This window comes from Streptomyces sp. NPDC014889, from assembly GCF_043081205.1.
Taxonomy (GTDB): domain Bacteria; phylum Actinomycetota; class Actinomycetes; order Streptomycetales; family Streptomycetaceae; genus Streptomyces.
The window spans coordinates 274,172-299,983 of record NZ_JBIBWH010000012.1 but is presented as its reverse complement, the minus strand read 5'-3'; the positions used below and the strand labels follow the sequence as shown (position 1 = coordinate 299,983).

Annotated in this window: 25 protein-coding genes and 5 pseudogenes; 19 read left to right on the top strand and 11 right to left on the bottom strand. The window is 69.9% G+C overall.

The window, feature by feature from the left end; genetic code table 11:
* The first annotated feature begins 122 nt into the window (after positions 1 to 122).
* The gene (locus tag ACF09J_RS25140; RefSeq protein WP_392307677.1) at positions 123 to 629 is read left to right on the top strand and encodes a suppressor of fused domain protein; all 507 of its coding nucleotides are present in this window, start codon (positions 123 to 125) and stop codon (positions 627 to 629) included.
* 31 nt (positions 630 to 660) lie between these two features.
* Here ACF09J_RS25140 and ACF09J_RS25135 read toward each other — a convergent pair whose 3' ends face one another.
* Positions 661 to 1,023 carry a DUF2809 domain-containing protein gene (locus tag ACF09J_RS25135; protein ID WP_392307709.1) on the bottom strand — a complete coding sequence of 121 codons (363 nt, stop codon included), beginning with the start codon at positions 1,021 to 1,023 and terminating at the stop codon, positions 661 to 663.
* Positions 1,024 to 1,359: 336 nt separating this feature from the next.
* On the opposite strand from ACF09J_RS25135, the gene ACF09J_RS25130 reads away from it, so the two are divergent.
* Both ACF09J_RS25130 and ACF09J_RS25125 read left to right on the top strand, forming a co-directional pair.
* The gene (locus tag ACF09J_RS25130) at positions 1,360 to 2,847 is read left to right on the top strand and encodes a glycoside hydrolase family 76 protein (protein WP_392307676.1); all 1,488 of its coding nucleotides are present in this window, start codon (positions 1,360 to 1,362) and stop codon (positions 2,845 to 2,847) included.
* An 88-nt stretch (positions 2,848 to 2,935) separates the two neighbouring features.
* Positions 2,936 to 4,006 carry a glycoside hydrolase family 43 protein gene (locus tag ACF09J_RS25125; RefSeq protein ID WP_392307675.1) on the top strand — a complete coding sequence of 357 codons (1,071 nt, stop codon included), beginning with the start codon at positions 2,936 to 2,938 and terminating at the stop codon, positions 4,004 to 4,006.
* 69 nt (positions 4,007 to 4,075) lie between these two features.
* Here ACF09J_RS25125 and ACF09J_RS25120 read toward each other — a convergent pair whose 3' ends face one another.
* The 3 genes from ACF09J_RS25120 to ACF09J_RS25110 are packed head-to-tail and all read right to left on the bottom strand — an operon-like array spanning position 4,076 to position 6,070.
* Complete coding sequence (locus ACF09J_RS25120; protein ID WP_392307674.1) at positions 4,076 to 4,891, bottom strand: SAM-dependent methyltransferase; 816 nt, start codon at positions 4,889 to 4,891, stop codon at positions 4,076 to 4,078.
* Between the two features lie 10 nt (positions 4,892 to 4,901).
* Entirely contained in the window at positions 4,902 to 5,201 is a 300-nt protein-coding gene (locus tag ACF09J_RS25115; RefSeq protein ID WP_392307673.1) for a DUF397 domain-containing protein, read from the bottom strand.
* On the bottom strand, positions 5,198 to 6,070 hold the full coding sequence (locus ACF09J_RS25110; RefSeq protein WP_392307672.1) for a helix-turn-helix domain-containing protein: 873 nt from the start codon (positions 6,068 to 6,070) through the stop codon (positions 5,198 to 5,200). Before ACF09J_RS25110 ends, ACF09J_RS25115 begins: the two co-directional genes overlap by 4 nt.
* 204 nt (positions 6,071 to 6,274) lie before the next feature.
* On the opposite strand from ACF09J_RS25110, the gene ACF09J_RS25105 reads away from it, so the two are divergent.
* A complete protein-coding gene (locus ACF09J_RS25105; RefSeq protein WP_392307671.1) occupies positions 6,275 to 6,721 on the top strand; it encodes an ATP-binding protein in 447 nt (148 codons plus the stop codon).
* Positions 6,722 to 6,759: 38 nt separating this feature from the next.
* On the opposite strand, the gene ACF09J_RS25100 is transcribed toward ACF09J_RS25105, so the two are convergent.
* Positions 6,760 to 7,077, bottom strand: coding sequence for a helix-turn-helix domain-containing protein (locus ACF09J_RS25100; RefSeq protein WP_392307670.1), 318 nt, complete (start codon positions 7,075 to 7,077; stop codon positions 6,760 to 6,762).
* Here ACF09J_RS25100 and ACF09J_RS25095 point away from each other — a divergent pair.
* Positions 7,013 to 7,306 (top strand): annotated as a pseudogene (locus ACF09J_RS25095) (alpha/beta fold hydrolase); the annotation flags it as partial. The gene ACF09J_RS25100 and the pseudogene ACF09J_RS25095 overlap by 65 nt on opposite strands.
* Before the next feature lie 14 nt (positions 7,307 to 7,320).
* On the top strand, positions 7,321 to 7,743 hold the full coding sequence (locus ACF09J_RS25090) for an FAD-dependent oxidoreductase (RefSeq protein WP_392307669.1): 423 nt from the start codon (positions 7,321 to 7,323) through the stop codon (positions 7,741 to 7,743).
* A 227-nt stretch (positions 7,744 to 7,970) separates the two neighbouring features.
* On the opposite strand, the gene ACF09J_RS25085 is transcribed toward ACF09J_RS25090, so the two are convergent.
* Positions 7,971 to 8,420 carry a hypothetical protein gene (locus ACF09J_RS25085; RefSeq protein WP_392307668.1) on the bottom strand — a complete coding sequence of 150 codons (450 nt, stop codon included), beginning with the start codon at positions 8,418 to 8,420 and terminating at the stop codon, positions 7,971 to 7,973.
* A 167-nt stretch (positions 8,421 to 8,587) separates the two neighbouring features.
* On the opposite strand from ACF09J_RS25085, the gene ACF09J_RS25080 reads away from it, so the two are divergent.
* The gene (locus ACF09J_RS25080) at positions 8,588 to 9,235 is read left to right on the top strand and encodes a TetR/AcrR family transcriptional regulator (RefSeq protein ID WP_392307667.1); all 648 of its coding nucleotides are present in this window, start codon (positions 8,588 to 8,590) and stop codon (positions 9,233 to 9,235) included.
* Between the two features lie 208 nt (positions 9,236 to 9,443).
* On the opposite strand, the gene ACF09J_RS25075 is transcribed toward ACF09J_RS25080, so the two are convergent.
* Positions 9,444 to 10,274 carry a barstar family protein gene (locus tag ACF09J_RS25075; RefSeq protein ID WP_392307666.1) on the bottom strand — a complete coding sequence of 277 codons (831 nt, stop codon included), beginning with the start codon at positions 10,272 to 10,274 and terminating at the stop codon, positions 9,444 to 9,446.
* Between the two features lie 157 nt (positions 10,275 to 10,431).
* Between ACF09J_RS25075 and ACF09J_RS25070 the strand changes: the two genes are divergently transcribed.
* The gene (locus ACF09J_RS25070; protein WP_392307665.1) at positions 10,432 to 11,136 is read left to right on the top strand and encodes an ArnT family glycosyltransferase; all 705 of its coding nucleotides are present in this window, start codon (positions 10,432 to 10,434) and stop codon (positions 11,134 to 11,136) included.
* A 109-nt stretch (positions 11,137 to 11,245) separates the two neighbouring features.
* Here ACF09J_RS25070 and ACF09J_RS25065 read toward each other — a convergent pair whose 3' ends face one another.
* Positions 11,246 to 11,521, bottom strand: a complete 276-nt coding sequence (locus tag ACF09J_RS25065; RefSeq protein ID WP_392307664.1) for a hypothetical protein — start codon at positions 11,519 to 11,521, stop codon at positions 11,246 to 11,248.
* Positions 11,522 to 11,637: 116 nt separating this feature from the next.
* Here ACF09J_RS25065 and ACF09J_RS25060 point away from each other — a divergent pair, with 116 nt between their 5' ends.
* Positions 11,638 to 12,651 (top strand): hypothetical protein, encoded by a 1,014-nt coding sequence (locus ACF09J_RS25060; RefSeq protein WP_392307663.1) that lies wholly within the window; start codon positions 11,638 to 11,640, stop codon positions 12,649 to 12,651.
* A 40-nt stretch (positions 12,652 to 12,691) separates the two neighbouring features.
* On the opposite strand, the pseudogene ACF09J_RS25055 reads toward ACF09J_RS25060, so the two are convergent.
* Positions 12,692 to 13,240: pseudogene (locus tag ACF09J_RS25055) on the bottom strand (FadR/GntR family transcriptional regulator); the annotation flags it as partial.
* A gap of 18 nt (positions 13,241 to 13,258) precedes the next feature.
* On the opposite strand from ACF09J_RS25055, the gene ACF09J_RS25050 reads away from it, so the two are divergent.
* The 7 genes and pseudogenes from ACF09J_RS25050 to ACF09J_RS25020 all read left to right on the top strand — a co-directional run bounded on the left by ACF09J_RS25050 (position 13,259) and on the right by ACF09J_RS25020 (position 18,388).
* Positions 13,259 to 14,374, top strand: a complete 1,116-nt coding sequence (locus ACF09J_RS25050; RefSeq protein WP_392307662.1) for a sugar ABC transporter substrate-binding protein — start codon at positions 13,259 to 13,261, stop codon at positions 14,372 to 14,374.
* A pseudogene (locus tag ACF09J_RS25045) lies at positions 14,371 to 15,883 on the top strand (sugar ABC transporter ATP-binding protein). Before ACF09J_RS25050 ends, ACF09J_RS25045 begins: the two are co-directional and overlap by 4 nt.
* The gene (locus ACF09J_RS25040; protein ID WP_392307661.1) at positions 15,876 to 16,874 is read left to right on the top strand and encodes an ABC transporter permease; all 999 of its coding nucleotides are present in this window, start codon (positions 15,876 to 15,878) and stop codon (positions 16,872 to 16,874) included. The pseudogene ACF09J_RS25045 and the gene ACF09J_RS25040 overlap by 8 nt, the downstream one beginning before the upstream one ends.
* 55 nt (positions 16,875 to 16,929) lie before the next feature.
* Positions 16,930 to 17,100: pseudogene (locus ACF09J_RS25035) on the top strand (fuconate dehydratase); the annotation flags it as partial.
* Positions 17,097 to 17,198, top strand: a pseudogene (locus ACF09J_RS25030) (short-chain dehydrogenase); the annotation flags it as partial. The pseudogenes ACF09J_RS25035 and ACF09J_RS25030, both read left to right, overlap by 4 nt.
* A 99-nt stretch (positions 17,199 to 17,297) precedes the next feature.
* Entirely contained in the window at positions 17,298 to 17,582 is a 285-nt protein-coding gene (locus tag ACF09J_RS25025) for an L-rhamnose mutarotase (protein ID WP_392307708.1), read from the top strand.
* Positions 17,579 to 18,388, top strand: coding sequence for an amidohydrolase family protein (locus ACF09J_RS25020; protein WP_392307660.1), 810 nt, complete (start codon positions 17,579 to 17,581; stop codon positions 18,386 to 18,388). The genes ACF09J_RS25025 and ACF09J_RS25020 overlap by 4 nt, the downstream gene beginning before the upstream one ends.
* A 59-nt stretch (positions 18,389 to 18,447) precedes the next feature.
* Here ACF09J_RS25020 and ACF09J_RS25015 read toward each other — a convergent pair whose 3' ends face one another.
* On the bottom strand, positions 18,448 to 19,986 hold the full coding sequence (locus tag ACF09J_RS25015) for a UbiD family decarboxylase (protein WP_392307659.1): 1,539 nt from the start codon (positions 19,984 to 19,986) through the stop codon (positions 18,448 to 18,450).
* A 93-nt stretch (positions 19,987 to 20,079) separates the two neighbouring features.
* A complete protein-coding gene (locus tag ACF09J_RS25010; protein ID WP_392307658.1) occupies positions 20,080 to 20,754 on the bottom strand; it encodes a UbiX family flavin prenyltransferase in 675 nt (224 codons plus the stop codon).
* A gap of 115 nt (positions 20,755 to 20,869) precedes the next feature.
* Here ACF09J_RS25010 and ACF09J_RS25005 point away from each other — a divergent pair, with 115 nt between their 5' ends.
* From ACF09J_RS25005 to ACF09J_RS24995, 3 genes are all read left to right on the top strand, one after another.
* The gene (locus ACF09J_RS25005; protein ID WP_392307657.1) at positions 20,870 to 21,322 is read left to right on the top strand and encodes a MarR family winged helix-turn-helix transcriptional regulator; all 453 of its coding nucleotides are present in this window, start codon (positions 20,870 to 20,872) and stop codon (positions 21,320 to 21,322) included.
* 470 nt (positions 21,323 to 21,792) lie between these two features.
* Positions 21,793 to 23,757 carry a HelD family protein gene (locus ACF09J_RS25000; RefSeq protein ID WP_392307656.1) on the top strand — a complete coding sequence of 655 codons (1,965 nt, stop codon included), beginning with the start codon at positions 21,793 to 21,795 and terminating at the stop codon, positions 23,755 to 23,757.
* Between the two features lie 262 nt (positions 23,758 to 24,019).
* The gene (locus ACF09J_RS24995) at positions 24,020 to 25,669 is read left to right on the top strand and encodes an amidohydrolase (RefSeq protein ID WP_392307655.1); all 1,650 of its coding nucleotides are present in this window, start codon (positions 24,020 to 24,022) and stop codon (positions 25,667 to 25,669) included.
* The last annotated feature ends 143 nt before the right edge of the window (positions 25,670 to 25,812 follow it).

The following is a 25,812-nucleotide window of genomic DNA, read 5'->3' as shown; positions in this document are numbered from 1 at the left end:
TTCAGTTCCTCTGCACTCACGGGCCTCCATGGGGCTGGGATGATCTCGCGGTGAGTGACGCGAGGGTGCCGGCCGCGGAGGCCGTTGAGTCACATGTCCGGGCGTTCTTCGAGGGGCACTCCGTGGAGGTCGTCGACTACGACCTCGGGCCGGAACGGCGAGCGGTGGTGCCCGATCTGCGAGTTCTCGTCGTGGGTCCCGGTCCCCGCGGCGACGGCTGGGCCTATGTGACCGCGGGGAGTTGGGCGGCGATGGAGAAGGATGGTCATGGACTTGAGTTCGTGATGACCGCCCACGTCCGCGACCGGCGATTCATCGAGCTCATGGCGATGATCGCCTACTACCACTGCGGGGGACATCAACTCGGCCTGGAGCACAGCATGCCGATCGGTGAACCGTGGGTTCCGGGTTCGACCTGCGATCACCTGTTGGTCAGCCTGCCCTATCTCCACGGACCCGACCTGGAACACTGTCCCGTTCCCGGAGGTCATGCCCGCATCCTGTGGACCCTGCCCGTGACAGCAGCCGAGATCGAGTTTCGCAGGCGTCACGGGCATGAGGCGTTGGAACAGCTCTTCGACGAGGCGGCGATCATCCCAACCGATCCTTTCAGGGCGTCGGTCGTCTGAGATTCCTGCTCCGGTAGGCCGCCAGCGGGTCCTACGCCTCCCTCCTCACCGCGGTGAGAACGAGCCAGCCCGCTGCCGCGCCGACCGCGTACCAGAGCAGGTCGGGCGGGTTGAACGTGGAGCCGAGGACGAGGCGGGCGACGGCGCTGCGCCGGGAGAGCTCTGCCGGCACAGAGCTGAGCTGCAGGAACTCGATGCCCCAACTGACGGCCAACGCGCTTGCGGCGGCCGTCAGGGGCGTCACCCGGGGCGCCACCAGAACAACGAGGGTCAGCAGCAGGACGGTGTACAGCGCGTCTCCGCCGTACTTGCCCACGCTCCCCGCCGTCACGGCCCTGAGCCCCAGCGCCGCGGCGATCGTCAGCACCGCGGCCGCGGCTGCCGCCAGGCGGATCCGGACGACCGAAACGGCGGCGCCTGTGGCACGGTTCTGGGTTCGGGGCAGGGAGGGTGGCACAGGGGCATACTGCCGTATGTCCCTGCGGTATGCGCATGCGCCCACTACCGGGGCGAAGGCGGGAGGGCGCTGATCAACGTCCGTCTCGTCAAACCTCAACTCCCTTACGTGGCAGACCTATTGACGCTCCCATTCCACTTCACTAGCTTCTGAGAGCGCTCTCACAATTCTCCACGGCATGCCGTCGGGGCACGCCGTCACCTGTACTGCCGCGAAGCGACGTCTGCGGGTCCACGGCGAGGCCATGGGGCGTTGCGCTGCCGGGGAGGCCCCATGACTCCAGTACGAAGGTCCCGAAGGGCGAGACTTCTCACCATCGGGCAGTCGGCCGCCGCGTTCGCCCTCGCACTTCTCGCGGGCCTCGCCCCGCAGTCGGCGTCCGCCGCCGGCAGCGCCGTCACCGCGACCATCTGCAACAAGTACTGCGATGCCCGTGACCCCGCCCTCTCCCCCGGCGACCGCGTCCCGGTCTCGGCGACCGTCTACGGGCGGTCGATCGCCCTCCACTTCGACGACGCCGACGCGATGGGCTGGGCGTCCATCGACAACGGCAACCCGGGCGACGAGGTCTGGCTCGACCGCTCCTTCGACGGCGGCCGCACCTGGAGTTCCGGCAGCAAGCTCGGTGACACCACCGTTCCTTCCGGGCAACGAGGTTGGCGCTCACTCATGTACAACGTCGACGACTGGAACAACCGCGGCGTCGGCGCGCTGCGCGCCTGCGGCAAGGCCGGCGACCGAGCCGAGATCGCCTGCACCCCGTGGGCCCGCGCCACCTGGAACGCCGGCGACCGGCGAACCGCGGCGGCCACCGGCCTGATGACCTTCTACAACAACTCGACCGGCCTGTTCGACACCACCGGCTGGTGGAACTCCGCGAACGCCCTGACCGCCGTCATCGACAACATCCGCGTGTCAGGGATGGGCAGTTACTCGTACGCGATCTCCCGCACGTACGACCTGAACGTCAACGCACGAAACGGGCAGTTCCGCAACGAGTACATCGACGACACCGGCTGGTGGGGACTCGCGTGGATCGTCGCGTACGACCTGACCGGTGACAGCCGCTATCTGAACACCGCCCGCGCCGACGCCGACCACATGGCCGCCTACTGGGACGGCACCTGCGGCGGCGGAGTGTGGTGGAGCACGGCGAAGACGTACAAGAACGCCATCGCCAACTCCCTCTACATCCAGCTCAGCGCCGCCCTGCACAATCGCGTACCGGGCGACACCACGTATCTCGACCGGGCCCGCGCCGGCTGGTCCTGGTTCCAGGGCACCGGCATGATCAACGGCTCGAACCTGGTCAACGACGGCATAGACCTGCCCACTTGCCGCAACAACGGCCAGGCCGTGTGGTCGTACAACCAGGGCGTGCTGCTCGGTGCGCTCACCGAGCTCAACCGGGCGACGGGCGACAGGGCTCTGCTCACCCGCGCTCGGCAGATCGCCGACGCCGCGACCACGGCCTCTTCCCTGCACACCGCCGACGGCATCCTGCGAGACCCGTGCGAGAACGGGGACTGCGGCGGCGACGGGCCGTCCTTCAAGGGGGCTCACGTGCGCGGCCTGGGCAAGCTCAACGCGGCGCTGCCGGACCATCCTTACACCGCCTATCTGCAACGCCAGGCGGACCGAGCCCGCGCGAGCGACCGGAACGCCCTCGACCAGTACGGACTGCGCTGGTCGGGCCCGGTCGACAAGCTGGACGCGGCACGCCAGCAGAGCGCCGTCGACCTGCTCGACGCGGCGCCCTGAACCGATGCGGAACCCGGACGCCGACCCGGCCCGTCGCACTCGCGCCCGGGTCGACGCCGAAGCTGAGACCGACTGGGGAAACGGGACCATGAAGACTCTCCGAGGTCTGTACCGCGCCGTCGTCTTCGCCCTGTCCGCGGTCCTCGCGGCCGCGATCTCACTGACCTCCGTCGGGCCGGCCCGGGCGAGCCAGACGGCGTTGCGTGCGGCGGACCCGAGCGTGATCCGTGTCGGAGGCACCTACATCTCCGTGCAGTCGACCGGCTCGGGCATCGCCGTCCGGCAGGCCGCGTCGACGGACGCGCTCGCATCGGCGCCCGCCCAGCAGGTCTGGTCGGACACCCGTGGCCGCGGTGAGGTCTGGGCTCCCGAGCTGGTGACGGACGGTGGCCGCTACTACATCTACTTCACAGCCGGTGCCGGGGCGAACCACCGGATGTTCGTCATCAGCTCCGCATCCCCGGACAGCGGGTACACCGCCGAGACGCAGCTCGCCCTGCCGGACGACAAGTGGGCGATCGACGGGACCATGTTCACCTTCTCCGGGCAGCGCTGGTTCGTCTGGTCGGGATGGGCCGGCGACACCAATGTCGAGCAGAACCTCTACATCGCCCGGATGAGCAGCCCGACCACGCCGACCGGTGCGCGGTACATCATCTCGCAGCCGCGGGAGAGCTGGGAGCGGGTGGTCGGCAACCCCTTCATCAACGAGAGTCCGGAAGCCATCAAGGACCCCAACGGCCGGCTGCACATCGTGTACTCCGCCAACGGCAGTTGGAGCGACCAGTACTGCCTGGCCGACCTGAGGCTGCGGTCCGGCGGTGACCCCACGTATGTGTGGGACTGGTACAAGTCGAACGGCTGCCTGCTCGGTTCCAACCGCGCGACGATGATGAACGGCTGGGACCCCACCCTCTACGTCAACGGTCCAGGGCACCACAGTTTCGTCCTGCTGGGCGGCGACATCGCCACCAGCCCACCCGCAGGCCCGACGTTCCCGCTGATGTTCCACGCGGTCGCGAAGGGAACGCCGTACTCGTGGGACAACCGCTACTGGTACACGGGCACCTTCTGCTGGTGGGGCCAGGTCACCTACCGTCGGGCCAACGTCCCCGGGCCGAACACCGACACCGGATGGGGCCTGAAGTTCTTCGAGTGAGAACCCCCAACGGTGCACCGATCTGGATGTCGAGGCAGGGAGCGATTGCAGTGCCGCTGGGGTGGTCCGCTACGGCTTGATGCCGACCCCCGTCCACAGGCTGACCTGGGCGTCGGTGGGGGTTTCGGGGCCGGTGGCCTCGGTGGGCCGCCAGCGGTGACCGACACTGATGCCGGGGTCGAGGAGGTCGAGTCCCTCGAAGAAGCGAGCAACGTCCTTCTGCGGACGGAACTGCACCGGCGTGCCCGAGCGGGTGTAGATGTCCGTGACCTTCTCCCAGGTGGGCGGGTCGAAGTCGGGCGTGCAGTGGCTCAGCGCGAGGGCACTGCCCGAAGGGAGGGCCGCCATCAGCCGGTCGACGATCCCGTACGGGTCGCCCGCGTCGGTGATGAAGTGCATCAGGGCGTTCAGGGACAGGGCGACGGGCTGGGACAGATCGAGCACCTCGGCCAGCTCGGGTGCGTTCAGCAGGGCGTCGGGGTCGTTGACGTCGGCCTCGATGTAGGTGGTGCGGCCCTGCGGGGTGCTGCGCATCAGACGCTCGGCGTACTTCAGGACCAGTGGGTCGTTGTCGGCGTAGACCACCCTGGCCTCGGGGACCACGGACTGTGCGACCTGGTGCACGTTCGGTTCGGTGGGAATGCCGGTGCCGATGTCCAGCCATTGGCGGATGCCGTGCTCCTGGGCCAGGACCCGTGTGGCGCGGTGCATGAACGCGCGGTTCTCCCGGGCGCAGGTGAAGATGCCCGGGTAGGCCTCGGCGACCGCTTCAGCGGCCTGCTTGTCGACGGGGAAGTGGTCCTTGCCACCGAGGTAGTAGTCGTACATACGGGCCGAGTGCGGCCTGCTGGTGTCGAGGCCCCGCGCGGCGTGGGTGTTGCTCATCCTGTTCCCTTCAGATGGTGTGCTGCCGTGTGCTGGTGCACGCGGGCTCCGCCGCGTCCCGGCCGACCGTGAGATGGTCGGCCATGCCCTGCTTGACCCCTCGGACGAACGCGCTGATCTCCTCGGGTGTGTAGATGAGTGCGGGGCCGGCCGGGTCGGTCGACTGGCGCACCGCTACGCGTCCGTCGGCGAGTTGCTTGGTCTCCACGCACTGGCCTCCGTTGGGTCCGCTCCATGGGCGTTCCCAGCCGTGTTCGCCGAGATCGGAGGCGGGCATCCCGTTGTAGACGGTGTCGTCGGTGGCGGTCATGAGTACTCCTTGCGCATGCGGTTCAGGAGTGCCGTGCTGTCCCGTGTCGAGGTCAGCAGTGCCATCCTGTTGTGCGCTTCGAGATGCGCGACGACGTCTGCGCGTTCGTCCAGGTACATCGAGGCGGAGAGGACCTCGCTGTAGACGACGTCGGGCAACTCCGGCTCCTCGAACCGGAAGTAGGTGAAGGGAGCGCAGGCCCCGACGTGGGCGCCGACGGCGAAGGGCAGGATGTCGATGCTGACGTGCTCCAGCTCGGATGCCTCGAGGAGCCGGTCGATCTGTTCGCGCATCACTTCCGGACCGCCGACGACACGGTGCAGGACCGCTTCCTCCATGACCACCCAGAGGGTGGGTGCCTTCTCCCGGTCCAGCAGGCTCTGCCGGCTCAGCCGCAGGTTGACGCGGCGCTCCAGCTCGTCGTCGGGGCCGTTCGGGAAGCCTCCGCTCAGCACCGCGCGGGCGTACGCACGGGTCTGCAACAGCCCCGTCACATAGTGGGGTTCGTAGGTGCGCAGCGTGCTGGCGCCGGTCTCCAGGCTGACGTACGCGGTGAACCAGCTGGGCAGCACGTCGCGGTAGGCGTGCCACCAGCCGGGTTTGTTGGCCTGCTCGGCCAGCGCGACGAATTCGTCGATCTCCTGTTGCGCGGTCCCGTAGGTCTGTAAGAGCTTCTCGACGTAGAGGGGTTTGAGGGCGACTTCGGCCTTCTCCAGCCGGCGGATCGTCAGGGGCGTCACCCGAAGTGCCTTGGCCGCGTCGGCCAGTGAGGCGCCCGCGCTCTGCCGCATGTCCTGGAGCCGCCGGCCGAGGATCATGCGCAGAACCGTCGGGGCGCTGGTGCCCGCGCCGGACCGAGCTTCACTCACGCCCACCTCCTGATGCGCCGTCACCAAGTCTATTCTGACAGCGAGTTGGTGATGACACCAGACTGAACGGGTCCTCCTGAAATTATCAGCGATACGGTTGCAGCCTGAACTGGACGGCGAGCATAGTTGCGTGGTGAGCGGCCCGCCGCACCCGTCCAGGCCCGCTCCCCGCACCGCGCCCGCCCTCACTGGAAGGCGATCACCGTGACCCCCCACACGACCTCCTTGCCCGGACTGTTACTCCCTGCGCACACGGACCGGGAGTACTGGTTCGACCTGCCCTCGCTCCGTGCCAGTGTGCGGACGGCGCGCGACACGGTCCGCCGGCAGCTCCGCGTCTGGGGGCTCCCCGGCGACGTATGCATGGACGCGGTGCTGCTCGTCTCGGAACTGGCGACCAACGCCGTCATCCACTCGGAGAGCAACCGCATGCTGTGCGGTCTGTCGCTGACCTCGCACGGACAGTTGCGGATCGAGGTGCACGACGACGGATGCGCGTCCGCTTCTCCGAGCGGCGCACGCTCCGGATCCGAGGACGAGAGCGGCCGGGGCCTGCTGATCGTGCAGCAGCTCGCGGACTCCTGGGCGACCGCCCGCTCCACCCGCACCGGGGGCAACGCGGTCTTGGCGGTGCTACAGGTAGAACACTGACGCCCGGGCTCCCGCTTCGAGGTGTTCCGCTACGCGGGTCAGCCGGGCGACCGCCGTCCCGCGGTGGGCGAGGACTGCGGGGTCCGGGAGGGCGGCGCCGACCATCTCTGGCCGGCGACCGAGCCGGAGCTCCCGGGAGAGGTGAGGAACGCGGTTGTTCCGCGGCTGGGCCATGCGATGTCGTCGACGGCGAGAAACGGCTCGGCGACCACGGCCGCGGGGGTCACCCCGGCGAACGCCTTGGCGTCCCGATGCAGGTGGGACTGGTCGGCGTAGCCGGTTTCGGCCGCGACTTGGGCCGCGGCCTCACCCGCGACCAGGCGGTGGGCGGCATGGTCGAAGCGGACCAGCCTCACGGCGCGCTTGGCGGCAGGCCGAGCTGCACCGCTGCTGGTGATCTTCGGCGAGGACGACCGCAGATGGCGATCCTCGTCCGCCTTCGACTACCGCGCCGTTCCGGGCGCGAAGATCGAGTTGTTGCCCGGTCTCGGGCACTCGCCCCTGCTGGAGGATCCGCCGCGGACCGCCGCCCTCCTGTTGGCCTTCACGGCGATCCACACACACGCCGTACGGGTGGACGATTGAAAAGGAGGAGTGCCATGCGGATCCTCGTCTCCGGGGCCGGCGTCGCCGGCCCGGTTCTGGCCTACTGGCTCACCAGGCAGGGCCTCTGTGTCACCGTCGTCGAGCGCGCGCCGGCTCTGCGCAGGACCGGGGGCCACGCGGTCGACCTGTTCCGGCCCGCGATGACCGTCTCGGAGAAGATGGGCGTGCTCCCGCCTGTTGAGGAGCGGGCCACTGGTCGGCGCGGACGCGAACTCGACTACCACCACCGCGACGTGGACCGCTGGCTGGACCAACTCGGCTGCACCGGCCGCACCCCGGCCTTCTACTTCGATGCGATCACCCAACTCCGCATGGACACCTGGTCGCAGGGGAGGGTGATGCGTACGTCCTGGCCGGAGAACTGGCACAGGCGGGCGGCGACCACGAACGCGCCTTCCCCGCGTATGAGCGCTTGATGGCGGAGCACGTGCGCGGCAGCGCGCGGTCGCGCTGAGCGCGGCGAAGACCCTGATTCCCACGTCCCGCCTCGGCGTGTGGGGGCTGGCCCGGGGCGCCGGCCTGATCTACGCCCTGCCCGCGGGCCCAAGCCGCGCCCTCGTTCGCCTCACCACCAAGAGCGCACGCTTCTACGACTCGGTGACCGTCGACGACTACCCGCGTGCGTGGTGTGCCGGGGGCGGGGTCATGCCATGCGCTGTCGTCTCCACAGCAGTGCGACCGCCAGAAGGCCTGCCAGGCAGGGAGCCATCCCGACCCAGCCCAGCGTCGGCGGCAGGCCGGTGTCGCCGGAGGTGTCCTTGGTGAGCAGCCCGGTCAGCCCGGCAGTCGCGCCGAGCACGAACATCACGGTCGCGGCAGGGCGGGCCCACCGTTTGCCCGCCCTGACTGCCCATATCGTCCAGAGCCAGGCGAGGACGCCGAGCGCGCCGACGACGGACAGCAGGACCAGGTAGGTGGTGACGGCCGAGTCGATGTGCGTAGGGGCGTACGTGGGATATCCGGCCCGTATGTGATCGGCCAGCAGATGGGTGGTGACACGGTCGACGTAGGGGATGATCGTCGCGATGACGGTGAGCCCAAGGCCCGTGGACATCACTCCGACAGCCACTCGGTCACGCCGTGTCTTCGTCATTGGAGTGCTCTCCTTTCGACGCGCGCCCGGCGAAGGGCGCCCGGCCTGGATCGACGGTGGGCAGCTGACGGTTGCGGTCATGACTGCCCCTCCGAAAACCTACGTCGTAGATTTCGTCCTGCACGGTACTTTCTACGGTGTAGGTTTTGCAAACGGAGGGAGTGGACGTGGCCAGACGCACTCGGGGCACCTCAGCGGGGCTCGACCGCGAGCGCATCGCCGCCGCCGCCGTCGTGCTCGTCGACCGCGACGGCCTGGAGCGTTTCGGGGTCCGGCGACTCGCGGAGGAGCTAGGGGTCGACCCGATGTCGATCTACCACCACATCAAGGGCAAGGCGGCGCTGCTGGACGCGGTCTGTGAGGCAGTGCTCGCCGAGATGGCGGTCACAGCTGACGACGCGTCGCACGGCTGGAAGGAGATCGCCCGCCACACGGCGCAGGACTATCGGGACATGGCCTACCGGCACCCCCGGGTGTTCCCGCTGCTGGCCACCCGCGCCCAGACCTCGCCAGTGGCCCTCACCGCCCTGGAGCGCCTGGTCACCGCGATGCGTGAGGCCGGGCTGCCCGACCAAGTGGTCGCGGACGCGCTGACGGTGCTCTTCGGCTTTCTCAACGGATACCTGCTGGCACGCACCAGCGGCGGACCCGACGGGCCCAGCCCCGTGCCCGCGTTCGACACCGGGACATACCCGGCCATGGCCGCCCTCGCACCTCTGCTGGCCGACTTCGGGTCCGTTGCGGAGTTCGACCGGATGCTCGACACCGTGCTCGACGGGATCCAGAACCGGGCCGCTCAACAGCCGAGCCGATGAGCACGCGTTGAAGTACGGACCGCCGGCAGGACGCAGAGCCGCCCCACCGGTCCCCTATGAGGCGACCGTCCTCGTGGCGGCCATCGACGAGTGGCTATGGCCCACCCGTCTCCATCAGCGGGTCCATATTCCAATTCTCGGGCGGCTCACTGCCGCAGAAGCGGCACAGATGCTCACCCGGCTCACCGCGCTGGAAGCCGACCGCCCGTCACCGGAGGATGATGCTTACGCCCCGTTCCTCGAAGATTTCCTGGATCAGGTCGAACAGCGAAACGTCGCCGTCGCCGGTGGGTATGCGTTCTACCAACCCTGCTCTGGCCTCGGCCGATGAATCCCAACGCAAGGTGAACGGAGTGGCGGCGCCCCAGCCGCCTCGCAGGCAGTCGTTCAGAGCGTCAAGGTTCCAGCCGAAGTACCCGCCAGGCCCGTTGATGGCTTCACCGAGCGCGCAGTAGAAGCTGTCCCTGTCAACAATGTGCCGACCATCCAGGGTGAGCAACTGCCCCGCAGGAGCGTCGGGCCTTCCCTTGCGCTGGTACTCCCGGGACCACAGCGCGACCGACAGCCACGCTCGTCTGTCCTCGGGGGCGAGTTCGTGCCACATGGCGGTGCGGTTGAGGTGGCCCGTGCGGATCAGGTCCCACACTCGTTCCGCTCCGGCCACGGCGTTCTCGCACCACAGCCTCATCGTGAGGTCTACCAGGCCGGCTCCGTAGGTGGAGGGCTTCACGTCGATCACGGTGACGTCGTTGACGAAGTAGGACCCCATCGTGGCACCCTCGCGGTCGAGGAGGTCGAACCAGGCGTTCCCCGCCAAGGCACGACGACTGCCTATGTGGTCAACGCCCTTCAGTAGGCCACCCTGCGGGAGACAGCCCGCGAGGTGTACTCGGCGTGCTCCCTCTTCGTCCGGCAGCGGCGTGAACAACCCCTCGGCCTCGTGAGCGAAGCCCCAAAAGTCAGCGTCGTCCTCGTCCGAGGTCAGCGCGTACTTCAGCCCCTCGCCGCCCCGCCCCGATGTTCGCATCGCACTCCCCATGAGAGCGCTGATCCTACCGGCGTCCCGCAACCTGCCAGGCGGTTGCCGACCAGTCCGCCACTCCTGACCGCGTCCCGATTGCCCTCGGGGATGAGAATTGTCTTGAAGCGAGTTTTTTTGGCGTAGTGGGCTCGCACGGTGTCGAAGACTGCCGTGCATGGCTACGACAGCCCTCGACCCGACCGCCGCAGGTGCCGATCGCCGAGCGCCCTGGAGAGCGCCGGCGGACCAGCCGGCGTATGCGCGACCCGCGCTGCTGGTCATCACCGTGCTGGCCGCCGTGCTTTACACCTGGGGAATCAACCACAGCCAGTACCACACGTTCTACGCCAACGCCGTCCGCAGCATGACGGAGAGCTGGAAGGCCTTCTTCTACGGGTCTTTCGGCCCGGGGAATTCCATCACGCTCGACAAACTGCCGGGATTCCTCTGGCCACAGGCGCTCTCCGTCCGCGTCTTCGGATTCCACCCCTGGGCACTGGTTCTTCCTCAGGTCATCGAGGGCGTGGCGAGCCTGCTGGTCCTGTACCGGTTGGTGCGGCGCTGGGCCGGGGTCGAGGCAGCGCTCGTCGCCGCCACGGCGTTCCTGGTGACCCCGGTGGCCGTGGGGCTCTTTCGGACTGCCGTCGAGGACCCCGCCTTCACCCTGTGCGTGCTGCTGGCCGCCGAGGCGACCCAGCGGGCCGCCCGGACGGCCGGCTGCGCCCGCTGCTGCTCGCCGGGGTGTGGGTCGGTCTCGGCTTCCAGGCCAAGATGCTGGAGGCGTGGGCGGTGCTTCCCGCGCTCGCCCTCGCCCACCTGGTGTCGGCACCGATCGCGCTGCGCAGGCGGCTGGCGCACCTGGGTCTGTCCGCCCTGGTGATGGCCGCGGTCTCGATGTCCTGGATGCTCGCCGTCACCCTCACCCCGGCGAAGGACCGGCCCTACGTCGACGGCACCACCGACAACTCCGCCTTCAGCATGGTCGTCGGCTACAACTTCCTCAACCGCTTCTCCTCGCTGGGCATCAGCGCGGCCTCCACGGGCAGCGTGAGCGCGACGCGGAACGGCGGAGGCGGCCACGGGGGCTCCGCCGACCGTGAAACCGGGACGGCCGGTACTCCGGGCGCCCCAAGCCCGCAGGAAACCCCTTCGGTCACCCAGGTGCCGGCGACCGCCCAGGCCGCGGCAGCCCTGGCGAGCGAGGTGCGCCAAGGGTCCGGCGGCAGGGGCGGCGACCAGGACGGCTGGCCGAAGATGTTCGGCACGTCGCCTCGCCTCGCAGACCGGATGGCTCTACCCGATCGCCGCCGTCGCCATCGCCTGCGGTGTGCTGTCGCGCCGGGGCCGGCCACGCACCGACCGGATCCGTGCCGGATTCCTCTTGTGGGCTACCTGGCTGGCCACGTACTTCCTGGTGTTCAGCGCGGGCAGCGTCGGTGGCCACACGTACTACATGGGTGTCATCGCCGTACCGCTCGCCGCGCTCACCGGCGGCGGCGTCGCGCTGATGTGGCGTGCGTACCGGGCGGGCGGTCCCCGCGCGTGGGCGCTGCCGGGCGCGGTGGCGGCCACGGCGGCGTGGAGCGCGTATCTCGCCCACGAGTTCCCGTCGTTCCTGCCCTGGCTGGCACCCGCCGTGGGTCTGCTCGGTCTGGGGGCCGTCGTCCTGCTGGTGCTGGGCGGTCGGGGCCGTAGCGGCTCCGGCGGCCGGCTCGCCCTCGCCGGGCTGTCCGCGTCCCTCGCCGCGCTGCTGTTCGCGCCGAGCGCGTGGGCGGTGCAGGTCTTCAACCCCGCGTACGCCAGTTCCGGCAGGGGCGCGGTCGGCCCGTCCGGCAAGCACCGCGGCCACCGCTCGGTGACGCCGGCGGGCGGCCGGACGGGGCAGCGCCCCCGGACCAGTGCCGGCAGCCATGGGGAGACCCCGGGCGCGCCAGGTAGCACGGGTGGATTCGGCGGCCTCCGGGACGACGGCCGACTCACCGTAGCCCAGCGGGAGTTGCTCCGGTACACCGCCGCGCACCGGGGTTCGGCCACTTACGTCTTCGCCACCACCGATTGGAAGGGCGCCTCCCCCTACATCCTCGCCACCGGTGCCCGTGTCCTGCCGCTGGGCGGCTACAGCGGCGGTGTGCCGTTCCCGACCGAGACACAGTTCCGGCAGATGGTCGCCTCCGGCAAGCTCCGGTACGTGCTGCTGGGCAGCGCCGGTCGCAGCAGGGGCGCCCTGTCGGGCAACCGCACCGGCACCGGTGCCACGCAGGTCACCGCCTGGGTTCAGGCCGCCTGCACCCCCGTACCGGCCTCCGCTTACGGCGGAACGGAACCCGTCGGCGCCGCGCAACCGTCCGTCGCGACGGGCGAGAAGCTGTACCGATGTGCCCCCGGCGCCGTGTGAACCGCCCGGGGCGCGCGGGTCAGCCGGACCTTCAGATCCGCTACCGGTCGAGTTGCGCCCGCAGCCACTCCTCCACCTCGCCCACGTGCGCGGCCTCGGGATCCCGCGCGGTCAGTGCCCGGTGGATCGCGGCGTGTTCGCGGCGGGTCCGGGCGAAGGCCCCCTCCTCCTGGTAGCCGCGCCAGACGCGGGCGCGGAAGGTCCGCGAGGACAGCCCGTCCAGGATCGCGGCCATCATCTCGTTGCCCGCGGCCACCGCGATCTCCTGGTGGAAGGCGATGTCGTGGGCGAGGATCTCCTCCGGATCGTCGGTGGTGTTCATCGCCGTCAGGTGTTTCTCCACCTCGGCGAGCTGGTCCGGGGTGATCCGGGCCGCCGCCAGCGCGGTCGCCGTCGACTCCAGGATGCGGCGCACCTCGAGCAGCTCCACCAGGCGCGGGCCGCGGGAGAGGTCGGCGACCACGCCGAACGTCTCCAGCAGGTCACCGGCCTCCAGCCGAGTGACGTAGATGCCCGAGCCGTGCCGGGCGTCCAGCACGCCGAGCACGGTCAGCGCGCGGATCGCCTCACGCATCGAACTGCGGGAGATGCGATGAGGAGCCGACAGATGGCCGGCAGCACAGCGCGGAACGGACGGCAAGGCAGGCGGCGCCAGGACAGGCGGCGGCACGACAGGCGATTTTCCTCGTGGGCGGTGCGCGCGACGGCTGCGGCCGCCTGCGGCGCCCTGGCGCTCACGGCATGCGGCAGTACCGAGGACGGCGGCGCGGCAGGCGCCAAAGGCGACGGCAAGGGCAAGGTCGGGGTGATCCTGCCCCTGCTCACCTCGCCGTTCTGGCAGTCGTACAACGACTACGTGCCGAAGATGGCCACGTCCCAGGGCGTCGACGCACTGAAGACGGTCAACTCCAACAGCGACCCCTCGCAGCAGATCACCGACATCAACAACGAGCTCAACCAGGGCGTGAAGGGCCTCGTCGTCGCCCCGCTGGACAGCGCCGCCATCCAGGCCGGACTCGACCAGGCCGAGCGCAAGGGCGTCCCCGTGGTCGCCGTCGACGTGGCACCCGACAAGGGCAAGGTCGCCATGGTCGTGCGTGCGGACAACGTCGCCTACGGCGAGAAGGCCTGCCAGTACCTGGGCTCACACATCAGCTCGGGCAAGGTCGTGCAGATCATGGGCGACCTGGCCTCGGTCAACGGCCGTGACCGCTCGGAGGCGTTCCGCTCCTGCGTGCGGAAGAACTTCCCCGAATTGAGGGTGCTGGAGATCCCCGCCAAGTGGGAGTCCGACACCGCCGCCTCCAAGCTCGACACCCTCCTGCACGCCAACCTCGACATCAAGGGCATCTACCTGCAGGCGGGTGGTGTCTACCTCGCGCCCACCCTGCAGACCCTGAGGTCCAAGAGGATGCTGAAGAAGGCGGGCACGGCCGGGCACATCGTCGTCGTCTCCAACGACGGCATTCCGCAGGAGTACGACGCCATCCGCAAGGGTGAGATCGACGCCACCGTCTCCCAGCCCGCCGACGCCTACGCCAAGTACGGCATGTACTACATCAAGGCGGCGATGCAGGGCAGGACGTTCAAGCCGGGCCCCACCGACCACGGCTCCACGATCGTCAAGCTGCCCAGCGGCATCCTGGAGGACCAGCTGCCCGCCCCACTGGTCACCAAGGACAACGTCGACGACCCCGAACTCTGGGGCAACACGGTCCGATGAGCGGCTCCGGCACCACCCCGCTGGTTCAGGCGCGGGGCATCGTCAAGCGCTACGGACCCACCGTCGCCCTCGCCGACGGCCGGCTCACCGTCCTGCCCGGCGAGTCCCACGCCCTCGTCGGCCGCAACGGCGCCGGCAAGTCCACCCTCGTCGCCGTGCTCACCGGCCTCCAGGCGCCCGACGAGGGTGAGATCCGCTTCGACGGTGAGCCCGCGCCCGCGCTCACCGACCGCGACGCCTGGCGCCGCAAGGTCGCCTGTGTGTACCAGAAGCCGACGGTCGTGCCCGAACTGACCGTAGCCGAGAACCTGTTCGTCAACCGCCAGCCCACGGGCCGCGGGCGCCTGATCAGCTGGCGCCGGCTGAGGAAGCAGGCCGCCGACCTCCTCGACGCCTGGGACGTGCACGTCGACTCGGAGGCCCGTACCCGCGAACTCAAGGTCGAGGACCGGCAGATGGTCGAGATCGCGCGGGCGCTGAGCTTCGGCGCGCGGTTCATCGTCCTCGACGAGCCCACCGCCCAGCTCGACAACCGTGAGATCGAGCGGCTGTTCACGCGGATGCGCGCCCTTCAGGACTCCGGCGTCACCTTCCTGTTCATCTCACACCATCTCCAGGAGGTGTACGAGGTCTGCCAGACCGTCACCGTGCTGCGCGACGCCCGATGGATCACGACCACGCCGGTCGCCGACCTGTCACGCGCGGCCCTGGTGGAGGCGATGGCGGGAGAGTCGGTCCCGGAGGACGAGCGCGAGCACGCACGCGACGCGGACGCCGTCGGAAGCCCCGTGGTGCTCGACGCGCGCGGGCTCACCTCCGATGCCTACGCGCACGTGGACCTCACCGTACGCGGTGGCGAGGTCGTCGGACTCGCCGGTTCCAGCGGCAGCGGCAAGATCGAGCTGGCCGAGACCTTCGCCGGACTGCACACCCCGACCGGCGGGAGCGCCGAACTCGACGGCAGAAAGCTCCCGTTCGGCGATGTTCGGGCCGCGCTCGGGGCGGGCGTCGGCTGTGTGCCCCGCGACCGGCACGAACAGGGTCTGGTCGCCGGCATGACGGTCGGCGACAACGCCACCATGAGCGTGCTGGACCGGCTCGGCCGCTTCGGCTTCGTCTCCACCGACACCAGACGCGGTGTCGCCGGCGAGCTGATCGAGCGCCTCGGCATCCACACCGAGGGCCCCGAACAGCCCGTGTCGGACCTGTCCGGGGGCAACGCGCAGAAGGTCGTCATGGCCCGCGCCCTGGCCTCCGACCCGCGTCTGCTCGTACTCATCAACCCCACCGCGGGCGTCGACGTGAAGTCCAAGGAGTCCCTGCTGGCGCGGATGGACAACGCCCGCGGGGACGGCACCGCCGTACTCGTCGTGTCCGACGAACTCGACGACCTGCGCCGCTGCGACCGCGTCCTCGTCCTCTTCCACGGCCGCGTCGTCGCCGAGCACCCGGCGGGCTGGCACGACCACGAGCTGATCGCCTCCCTCGAAAGGAGTGGACCATGGCTGACACCAAGGCGGCCGCGCCGCTCGCGCCGCCACGCGCCACCGCCGCTGGATCGGCCAGGACGGTCCTGCTGCGCCGGGCCCGCGAACTCGCCCTGCTGCCAGCCCTGTTGCTGCTGATGGTGCTCGGCACGGTCGTCAACGACTCGTTCCTCACCGAGCGCGACCTGATCTCGATCCTCGGCGCCTCCGCCGCCCTCGCCATGGTGGTGCTCGCCGAGTCGCTGGTGCTGATCACCGGCAAGTTCGACCTGCCCCTGGAGTCGGTCGTCGGTATCGCACCGGCCGTGGGCGCCCTCCTCGTGCTCCCCTCGGACCAGTCCGGATGGGGCGTGACGTTCCCGGCGCCGCTCGCCCTGCTCGCGATCCTGGTGGTGGGCGCGGCCGTCGGCCTCTTCAACGGCGTCCTCGTCGTCAGGTTCAAGCTCAACGCCTTCATCGTGACCCTGGCGATGCTGATCGTGCTGCGCGGTCTGCTGGTCGGTGTCACCAAGGGCAACTCCCTGGCCACCACCACCTTCCTGGCCGTCCCTCTGTCGGTGTGGCTGGCCGCCGTCGCCTTCGCGGTCGCCGGGCTGTTGCTGAGGTACCACCGGGTCGGACGAGCCCTGTACGCCATCGGCGGCAACGCGGAGGCGGCCCGCGCGGCCGGCATCCGCGTCGAGCGGGTCATGCTCGGCGTGTTCGTCGTCGCCGACGTCCTGGCCTCGGCCGGCGGGATCATGCAGACCGGCTACGTCGGCGCGATCAGCGCCAACCAGGGCCAGAACATGATCTTCACAGTGTTCGCGGCAGCGGTGATCGGCGGGATCAGCCTGGACGGCGGCAGGGGCACCATGTTCGGGGCCCTGACCGGGGTACTCCTGCTCGGCGTCGTGCAGAACCTGCTCACCCTCGCCCAGGTGCCGTCGTTCTGGATCCAGGCCATCTACGGCGGAATCATCCTGGTCGCGCTCATGATCGCCCGTGTGACGACGGGCCGCGCCCAGGACTGACCCGCCGGTTCCCCCGTCACCGACCGAAAGGCCATCCGTGTCTGCGACGCCCGCCCTCCACGAGCACTTCCTGGAGCCGGTGGTGATCCAGGACGGTCACTATGCGGCCCCGACCGCCCCGGGTTTCTCGGCCGCCATGAGACCGGAGTCCATCGCGCGGTACAGCTTCCCCGGCGGCACCTTCTGGGCCGCCGAACCCGATGTGCAGAAGGGACATGCGGCATGAGCGACTTCCAGGGACTCAGGGCTCTGGTGACGGGGGGCGCCTCCGGCATCGGCAGGGCGAGTGCCGAACTCCTCGCCGAGCGGGGCGCGCAGGTCGCCGGAGTCGGTGATCCGGTCGGGCCGGACCTTGGTGTGCAGGGCGACTCTCATGACGTCTCCTCGCTGGACAGCGGGCCCGTCTGGCGCAGTTCCCCGGTCATCGGCCCGCCGGGCGCAGACGAGGCCGCGCACCGCGAGGTCCCGGCCGAGCTGACCGCGGCCATCCGCGCCGCCGGAGCCACCTCCTGGACGATCTGGCGCAGCGGCACCGACCTCTTCCATCTGTTGGAGTCCGAGGACTACCCCCGCCTCCTCGCCCGGCTGGAGCGGCTGCCGGTGAACGTCGCCTGGCAGGCACGCACGGCCGAGCTGCTCGACGTCGTGCACGACTACTCCGGCGGGGGCGCCGACGCGGTGCTGCCCGTCGTGTGGGAGCTGCCATGACCGTGGACCCCCACCATCACGTCTGGGACCTGTCGATCCGCGACCAGGAATGGATCGCGGGACCCCGACTACGGCCGATCAGAAGGAACTTCACCGTGGCCGAACTGGAACCCCGTGCCGAGGCGGCCGGAGTGGCCGGCACGGTCCTCGTCCAGACGGTCACCGTGCCCGAGGAGACCCCCGAACTGCTCGCTCTGGCCGCAGGGCACGAACTGATCGCGGGTGTCGTCGGCTGGACCGACCTCACCCGCCCCGACGTCGCCGACGAACTGGCCCGCCTGCGTGCACTCCCCGGCGGCCGTTTCCTGAAGGGCATCCGCCACCAGGTGCAGGGCGAGCCCGACCCGGGATGGCTGCTGCGGTCCGACGTACGGCGGGGCCTGGCCGCCGTGGCCGACGCGGGCCTCGTCTACGACCTGGTCGTCCTGCCCCACCAGTTGCCGGCCTGCACGGAGGCGGCCGCGATGCTCCCGGAACTCACCTTTGTCCTCGACCACCTGGGCAAGCCGCCGATCGTCTCCGGAGGGCTGGAGCCCTGGGCGAGCGCCGTACGTGCGCTCGCCGGCCGGCCCAACACCGTCTGCAAGCTGTCAGGCATGGTCACGGAGGCCGACCTCACCGCCTGGGTGCCGGCCGACCTGCGCCCCTACGCGGAGGTGTCGCTGGAGGCCTTCGGCCCGGACCATCTGATGTACGGCTCGGACTGGCCGGTGTGCACCCTCGCGGCCCCCTACGAGGAAGTCCTGACCACCGCCCGGGACCTGACCACCGCGCTGACCGAGCACGAACGCACCGCGGTGTTCTAGGGGACCGCCACGCGCGTCTACGGGCTGGCTCAGCCGAGCTCCTAATCGGCCGGCGGCTTTCACTGCTGCGCGGTCACGCCGTCCGCGGATACCTCCGTCTGTTCTGTGTGCCCGAACCCGTAGTCGTGCCAGTGCCGGGTGATCTTCTGACGCAGGTCTTCGGGGAACGACGACTGGAACGAGGCCGTCATGCCGCGGGTGGTGCCGGCGAACTGCTCGGGGAGCAGGCAGCTCATGACGGATTTGCCGCCGCGGCCCGTGCGCACCTCGTCCTCGGTGAGGTAGGGCACCATGGGGATGCCCGGCGCCTCGGGGTAGGCATATTCGCCGGTGCCGGGGTGGTATCGGGTGGCCATGGCCCACACCACCTGATTGATGTCGGTGATGTCGATGTCGTCCGCCACGAGAACGACCTTGGGCACCAGCCACCCGGTGTGGGAGCCGAAGAGGACGTCGGCCACCGCGTCGGCCAGTTCCCGCTCGCCCATGCCGCTGCGCGCCAGTCGGCGGATGTCGACGGACACGACGATCCAGCAGGTGGCCGCTTCGTAGGAGCACCAGGCCATCTCGACCGGCAGTCCGCTGGAGCGCAGGAGGTCCAGGCTGACGGCCGAGATCATGGTGCCCCAGATGGTGTGGTTCTCCTCCGGGGGCAGGCCCACCACGCAGACCGGGAGGATGGGGTCCTCGCGGTGGGTGATCACCTCGGCGTGGAAGAGGGGCTGTTGCTTGCTTTCGGCGAACGAGTAGCCGTGGTACTCGCCCATCGGCCCCTCCGGAGCGGTCTCGTCGGGGCTGATGTGGCCCTCGATGACGATCTCGGAGTTGGCGGGGACGTACAGGTCGTGCAGTTCGGTGCGGACCACCTCGACGGGACTGCCGGTCAGGGCTCCGACGTAGCCGCTCTCGTCCACCTCGGCCGGCAGCGGCATCCCGGCCGCGGCCAGCGCCGCCGGCGGCGCCCCGAGGACCATCGCCCACGGCGTGGGCAGTCCCTTCTCACGCCACATGGCGTGGATCATGCCGAGGTGCTGCTGCGGCATGGCCGGCCCGACCAGGGTCCTGCGCCCGTGGAGCATGGTCCGGCTGACCGACCAGCTCGTCCACCGGCCGTCGGGGGTACGCACCACGTGGAAGCCGTAGGTGCCGAAGTACCGGCCGCCGTCCTGCTGGTGCAGCAGCGGGACCGGGAAGCGTTCCAGGTCCACGGCGTCGCCGGTGAGGACGTTCTCCTTGCAGGGTCCGGTCTCCACCACGCGGGGCGCGAGCGGCTCGGCGTGCATGGCGGAGATGAGCTGCTCCAGCAGTTGCCGCGGCGTGGTGTCGCGCGGCAGTCCGAAGTGAGCGGCGAGCCGGCCGTAGGCACCCTTCCCGAGGCCGCTCAGGCCGGCCGGTGCTCCGAGGATGCGGAAACCGGGCTCTGTTCCGGTGAGGTTGGCGAACAGGGGTGCCGGGCTCCTGGTCTCGTAGACGCGCCGGGTGACGGCTCCGACCTCCAGGATGGGGCTGACCGGCCGGCGGATGTCGATCGCGTCGCCGACTTCGAGCAGTTCCTCGACGAAGTCGCGGAAATTGAGTGCACTGCCGTGTTGTGCCATGGCGGAACCTTTCTGCGGGAAGGCACGAGTGGAGAGGGCGGGACTGTCAGGGGCGCGCCCCGGGTGTCCCGTTCCGGCTGCCCGGACCAGGTGTCAGGTGGCCTCGGCGCGCTGGAGTGGCGTGTGCTGCGCCGGCCGGGTGGCCGGGCGGGATGGTGAGCGCCCCGGGTCCGGGGCACTGTTCGGCGCCGAGCCACGGTGAGCGGTCGCCTTCATCCCATGCCAGCGTTGTGCCGTCGGCAGATCCAGATCGAACTGGTCGAGGATGCGCGCCGCGAGGTGGTCGACGACATCGGCGAGGCACGCGGGCTGGTTGTAGAAGGCCGGAACCGGCGGCATGATGACGGCCCCCATCCGCGTCAGCTCCAGCATGTTCTCCAGGTGCACGGCCGACAGTGGTGTCTCCCTGGCGACCAGGACGAGCCGGCGCCGCTCCTTCAGCACCACATCCGCGGCGCGGCCGATCAGCCCCTCCCCGTAACCCGTGCGGATCGATGCGAGCGTCTTCATGCTGCACGGCACGACCACCATGCCGTCGGTCCGGAACGAGCCGCTGGAGATCGATGCCCCTTGATCGTCCGGACTGTGGCACACCGACGCCAGGGCCTCGACGGCGCGCACCGTGTACTCGGTCTCCCGCGTCAGCGTGGCCCGCGCCCACCGGCTGATGACCAGGTGCGTCTCCACGTCCAGCTCGCGGAGCGCCTGCAGCACGCGCACGCCCAGGGCAGCTCCGGTGGCTCCGGTCATTGCCACGACAAGCCTCATGCGGCTCCCCTTTCGACTGTCACACAATTTAGGACGTGTACGCCCTATCCGCCTTCAAGATATAGTACGTGTACGCCCTAATCAACTCGATCGAAGCGCGGGAAGTGACGGAAGCATGTCCGGGCAGAACACGGAAACGGGCACCCTGGCCGCCGCTCTCGGGGGGATCGGCCCGCTGGCCCGCAAACTGAACCAGGCGCATACCCGACTGTGGTACGAACAGGTGCACCAGGACCTGACGGGGCCTCAGTTCACCGTGCTGAGCCTGCTGCAGACCCACGGCGCGATGGATCAGGGCACGCTCGGCGTACGCGCCCACCTCGACAAGTCGACTGCGGCACCCCTTCTCGACCGCCTGCGCCGCAGAGGGCTGGTCGACATCGCGAAGGACAGCAGCGACCGGCGGCGCAAACTGGTGAGCATCACGGAAAGCGGACGGGACCTGGCCACCCGCCTCGCCCCCGCAGTCGTCTCCGTGAGTGAGCAGATGCTGGAACCGCTGTCGCCCGAGGAACGAGAAGAATTCCTCCGGCTGTTGCGACGGACGGTCGAAGACCCACAGAGCTAGTGCCGCGGCAGGTGACGTTTGCCCGTCAAGGAGCGGCGTCCGGTGCCGAAGATCAGCGGGGCCGGGTCGGCTGGTCCGGGCACGGACAGGTCTGCCGCCGGGCGTCGCGCCGAATCTTCCCCCTTTTCCCGAGTGCGGCAAAACATCGCCGGCATCCAAAGGCGGGCTGGCCCATAAAACAGGCGGGCATCGGGAGCGCGATTAGCGATACACGGAATGACGGAATCCATGACACGGCATACGGTCAGCGGTCATGGATTCAGCCGTAGGGACATGACTTCACCAAGTAAGTCAAGACTTACCTTCAGGGAACCTTGACCGTATGGTGTGGCTCGAATCGAAGGAGCCCCCTGTTGTCGAAAATGACTGATCCCGCTGTGCGTGCGGTTGAATCGGAGCAGGATTATGTGTCCTCCTTGTATGAGTTGCTCACCGAGCGGCTTTCCGAGGCGCGAGTACACCGAGCGAGTGTGCTGAAGGCCCCGGCGGACAGCGCCGGTGAGGCATACGAGAGAGAAATCGCCGCCGAGCGTCTGGCCAAGGAAATCGGCCGGCTGGAGGGCGCCGAAAAGGGGCTGGTCTTCGGGCGCATCGACTGGACGGATGGCACGGCCCTGCGCATCGGGCGGATCGGTCTGCACACGGAGGACGAGGACCTGCCTCTGCTCGTGGACTGGCGCGCGAACGCGGCACGGCCCTTCTACGAGGCGACACCGGTCCACCCGATGAACCTGCGGCGGCGCCGGCACCTGCGCCTCGAGGAGCGCACGGTCATCTCGGTGAGCGACGAGCTGCTGGACGGGACTGCCCCGACCGACGAGGACGTCGTGGGGGACGGCCCGTTGACCGAGGTTCTGTCAGCACGGCGTACGGGCAGGATGCACGCGGCCGTCGCGACGCTGCAGGCCGAGCAGGACGAGATCGTCCGCTCCGCCCACCGCGGAGTGACCGTGGTGCAGGGCGGGCCCGGCACCGGCAAGACGGTGGTCGCCCTGCACCGGGCGGCCTATGTCCTGTACGCGTTCCCGCGCGCCGCGGAGGAGGGTGTCCTGGTGGTGGGCCCGAACGCCCGGTTCCTCGACTACATCTCCCAGGTCCTTCCCTCGCTCGGAGAGAACGACGTCGTTCTGGCGACCTGCCGGGAACCGGCCGGAGTGTCCACGGACACGGTGGACCCGTTCGATACGGCGCGCCTCAAGGGCGGCTCCGACCTCGCCGACGCCCTGGCCGGCCTGCTACGCGTTCACCAAGCCCCCGCCGGTGCCTTCACCGTGCGGGTCGGACAGGAACTGGTTCACCTGTCCGACGAGGAAGTCGCCACGGCACGCGACGCCGCTGTGTCAGCCGCACCGGGGCACAACCCCGCGCGCCAGGTGTTCAAAGAGCTCTTGGTCGACGCCGTCACCGACGCGATGCAACGAGACATGGGCGACCTCCTGGAGCAGATCGACGCCGATGCCGAGAGGATGACGGGCATGGACCTCGACCGGTTCACGGGAGCCGCCCAGCGCCGTGCCGAAGGTGCGGCCGACTCGGGTCCGGTCCACGAGCTGGACCTGGACGCCATCCGAGCCGATCTCCTCGACGACGCCGGCGTCGACCGAGCGGTCGAGGTGTTGTGGCCGCGGCTGGTACCCGGTGACCTCGTGAAGGCGCTCCTGACGAACGCCGGCGCTCTCGCCGAGCGCCTGCCCCGCCTGACCGCGCAGGAGCGGTCCCTTCTGCTGCACGGTCCGGACGACCCGTGGACCGATGCCGATGTGCCGTTGCTGGACGAGGCGGCGAGCCTGGTCGACGGTCCCCCCGAGCGGACGTACGGGCACGTCGTCGTCGACGAGGCGCAGGAACTGACCGCCATGCAGTGGCGGATGATCGTCCGCCGCTGCCCGGCAAAGGCGATGACGCTGGTGGGTGACTTCGCCCAGGCAGGCCCGGTCGCGACAGCACGCGACTGGAAGGAAGCACTGAGCCCCCACGTCGGACCGCGGTTCAAACTGCACAACCTGACCGTCAGCTACCGCACCACGCAGGAGATCCTGGAGAGCGTCCGGGACCTGCTCACGCGGATCGCTCCGGACCAGAAGCCCACACGGTCACTGCGAAGCGGTGAGAGCCCTCGCACCGTGACCACATCTCCGGACGGGTTGGTCACCGCCGTCGTTCAGGAACTCCGCGCCCAGAGCACCGCGCACCCGGGCGAGCTTCTGGGAGTGATCTGCGCGGACACCAGGGTGAGCGAGCTGAGGGCCCAGGGCATCGCTCACCACGCACGCATCGTGCCGGCGTCCGAAGCACGCGGCCTGGAATTCGACGGGGTCGTCGTCATGGACCCCGAGGAAATCATCACGGCCCGCCCCGGTGGGGAAAGGGACTTGTACGTAGCCCTGACCCGGGCCACCAAGCGCCTCTGCACCATCACCGTCCAGCCCGCCTGACGACTCGGCGCCCGCGTCGACGCCGCGGGCGCACCCGGCGCGGTACAGACACCGGCCCGCGCGCATCACCGCCCGCCGCAGCACGGAGGCACCGAGCAGCGGGTGCCCGTGCACCGGCCGATCGCCGAGTACACCGTGGCACTCGGGGGGTTTCACAGGCCGGGGAACCGCCGCAGGTGGTCCTCGCACCGGCCCCCGCCGGTACGGCGCCCGCGCTTCGGCGCCGCCACGCCACCACAGTCTCAGAGGAGTTGGCCCCCACGTGCATCTCGACGCCGTGTTCCGCGACGGACGCTTCACCACCCTCGACCCGGACCGCCCCACCGCTCGCGCCATCGGCGTCCTGCGCGGCCGGATCGCCGCCCTCGACGAGGAACTGGAGGGCTGCACCAGCGACTTGATGGTCGACCTCGGCGGCGCCCCCGCCGTGCCCGGCTTCAACGACGCACATCACCACCTCAGCCTGGTCGGCAAGGGCCTTCGCGAGCTGGATGTCTCCCACACCGCCGTACAGGACCTCGACGCGCTGTACCGGGCCGTGGCCGAGCGCGCCGCGGCACTCCCCGCCGACGCGTGGGTGCTCGGCTCGGGCTACGACCAGAACAAGATCGGCGCGCATCCCACTGCCGAGGCACTCGACCAGGCCGCGCAGGGCCGTCCGGTCTGGCTGATGCACACCTCGCACCACATGGCCGTGGCCAGTACGGAGGCGTTCACGCAGGCCGGGTTCACCGATCTCACCGTGGTGCCCGACATGCCCGGCGGCGTCGTCGTGCGCGACGCCGACGGGCGGGCCACCGGGCTGCTGCAGGAGACCGCGATGCAGCTGGTCGAGCGAGCCCTGCGTCCGGAGCCCGCGGAGGAATGGACCGCCAACATCGCCGCCGGTTCGGCAGCCGCCCTCGCCGTCGGCCTGACCAGTGTCACCGAACCGGGCATCGGCGTCGTCGACGGCATCGGCAACGGCCCCGCCGACCTGGATTCCTTCATGCGCGCGCGGGAACGGGGCCTGCTCGGCGTCCGGATGACCCTCATGCCGTACATCACGGCGCTGCACGAGATCGGCGTCATCGAAGCGGGCACCACTTGGTACGGCCTGGACCTCGGCCTGCGCACCGGCTTCGGCGACGAATGGCTGCGCATCGGACCGACGAAGATCCTCTCGGACGGCTCGCTCATCGGCCGCTCCGCAGCGATGTGCTGCGACTACCACGACACCCCCGGCAATCGCGGCCTGCTCCAGTACGAGCGCGAACAGATCCACCGGTACATCGCCGAGGCTCACCGCTGCGGCTGGCAGGTCGCCACCCACGCCATCGGAGACACCGCCCTCGACGTCGTCCTTGACGCGTACGAGGAGGCGCAGCGGCTGCATCCGCGCAACGACGTGCGCCACCGGATCGAGCACGCGGCGGTCACCAGCGATGAGCAGGTCGCCCGGATCGCGGCGCTCGGCCTGATCCCCGTGCCGCAGGGGCGGTTCCTGTCCGAGACCGGGGACGGCCTGCTCGCGGCGCTCGGCCCCGACCGCGGCCGGGTTGCCTACCGGATGCGGTCCTTCCTGGACGCGGGTGTGGAGCTTCCCGGCTCCTCGGACCCCGTGGTCGCCCCCAGCCCCCTCCTGAGCATCCACGACATGGTGAACCGGCGCACCGCCTCGGGCGCGCCGATCGGCCCGCATGAGGCGGTGACCGTGCAAGAGGCGTTGCGCGCGTACACCGTGGGATCCGCGTACGCCGTCCACGAGGAGCACATCAAGGGCACCCTCACCCGTGGTGCGCTCGCCGACTTCACGGTGCTCAGCGACGACTTGCTGGCCGTCGACCCGACGCGGATCGCGGAGATCGGCGTCGGCGCCACCGTCGTCGGCGGACGGCTCGCTCACGAAAGCGGCGCCCTGAAGGTGTGCTGATCGTGCCCGCTCGGTGGGGGGGGCCCCCCGCCGGCGCCCCCCCCGCGGGGGCGGCCCCCGGGGGGGGGGGGGGCCCGGGGGCGCGGGCGGGGGGGGGGGCTCCACGGGCCAGAACGGGAGAGCGGGGGGGTGGGGAAAAGTGT

Excerpts from the sequence above, each read along its gene's own strand:
- ACF09J_RS25130 (WP_392307676.1), top strand. The coding sequence starts at position 1,360 with ATGACTCCAGTACGAAGGTCCCGAAGGGCGAGACTTCTCACCATCGGG.
- ACF09J_RS25125 (WP_392307675.1), top strand. The coding sequence starts at position 2,936 with ATGAAGACTCTCCGAGGTCTGTACCGCGCCGTCGTCTTCGCCCTGTCC.
- ACF09J_RS25120 (WP_392307674.1), bottom strand. The coding sequence starts at position 4,891 with ATGAGCAACACCCACGCCGCGCGGGGCCTCGACACCAGCAGGCCGCAC.
- ACF09J_RS25115 (WP_392307673.1), bottom strand. The coding sequence starts at position 5,201 with ATGACCGCCACCGACGACACCGTCTACAACGGGATGCCCGCCTCCGAT.
- ACF09J_RS25090 (WP_392307669.1), top strand. The coding sequence starts at position 7,321 with ATGCGGATCCTCGTCTCCGGGGCCGGCGTCGCCGGCCCGGTTCTGGCC.
- ACF09J_RS25085 (WP_392307668.1), bottom strand. The coding sequence starts at position 8,420 with ATGACGAAGACACGGCGTGACCGAGTGGCTGTCGGAGTGATGTCCACG.
- ACF09J_RS25075 (WP_392307666.1), bottom strand. The coding sequence starts at position 10,274 with ATGGGGAGTGCGATGCGAACATCGGGGCGGGGCGGCGAGGGGCTGAAG.
- ACF09J_RS25070 (WP_392307665.1), top strand. The coding sequence starts at position 10,432 with ATGGCTACGACAGCCCTCGACCCGACCGCCGCAGGTGCCGATCGCCGA.
- ACF09J_RS25050 (WP_392307662.1), top strand. The coding sequence starts at position 13,259 with ATGGCCGGCAGCACAGCGCGGAACGGACGGCAAGGCAGGCGGCGCCAG.
- ACF09J_RS25040 (WP_392307661.1), top strand. The coding sequence starts at position 15,876 with ATGGCTGACACCAAGGCGGCCGCGCCGCTCGCGCCGCCACGCGCCACC.
- ACF09J_RS25020 (WP_392307660.1), top strand. The coding sequence starts at position 17,579 with ATGACCGTGGACCCCCACCATCACGTCTGGGACCTGTCGATCCGCGAC.
- ACF09J_RS25015 (WP_392307659.1), bottom strand. The coding sequence starts at position 19,986 with ATGGCACAACACGGCAGTGCACTCAATTTCCGCGACTTCGTCGAGGAA.
- ACF09J_RS25010 (WP_392307658.1), bottom strand. The coding sequence starts at position 20,754 with ATGAGGCTTGTCGTGGCAATGACCGGAGCCACCGGAGCTGCCCTGGGC.
- ACF09J_RS25005 (WP_392307657.1), top strand. The coding sequence starts at position 20,870 with ATGTCCGGGCAGAACACGGAAACGGGCACCCTGGCCGCCGCTCTCGGG.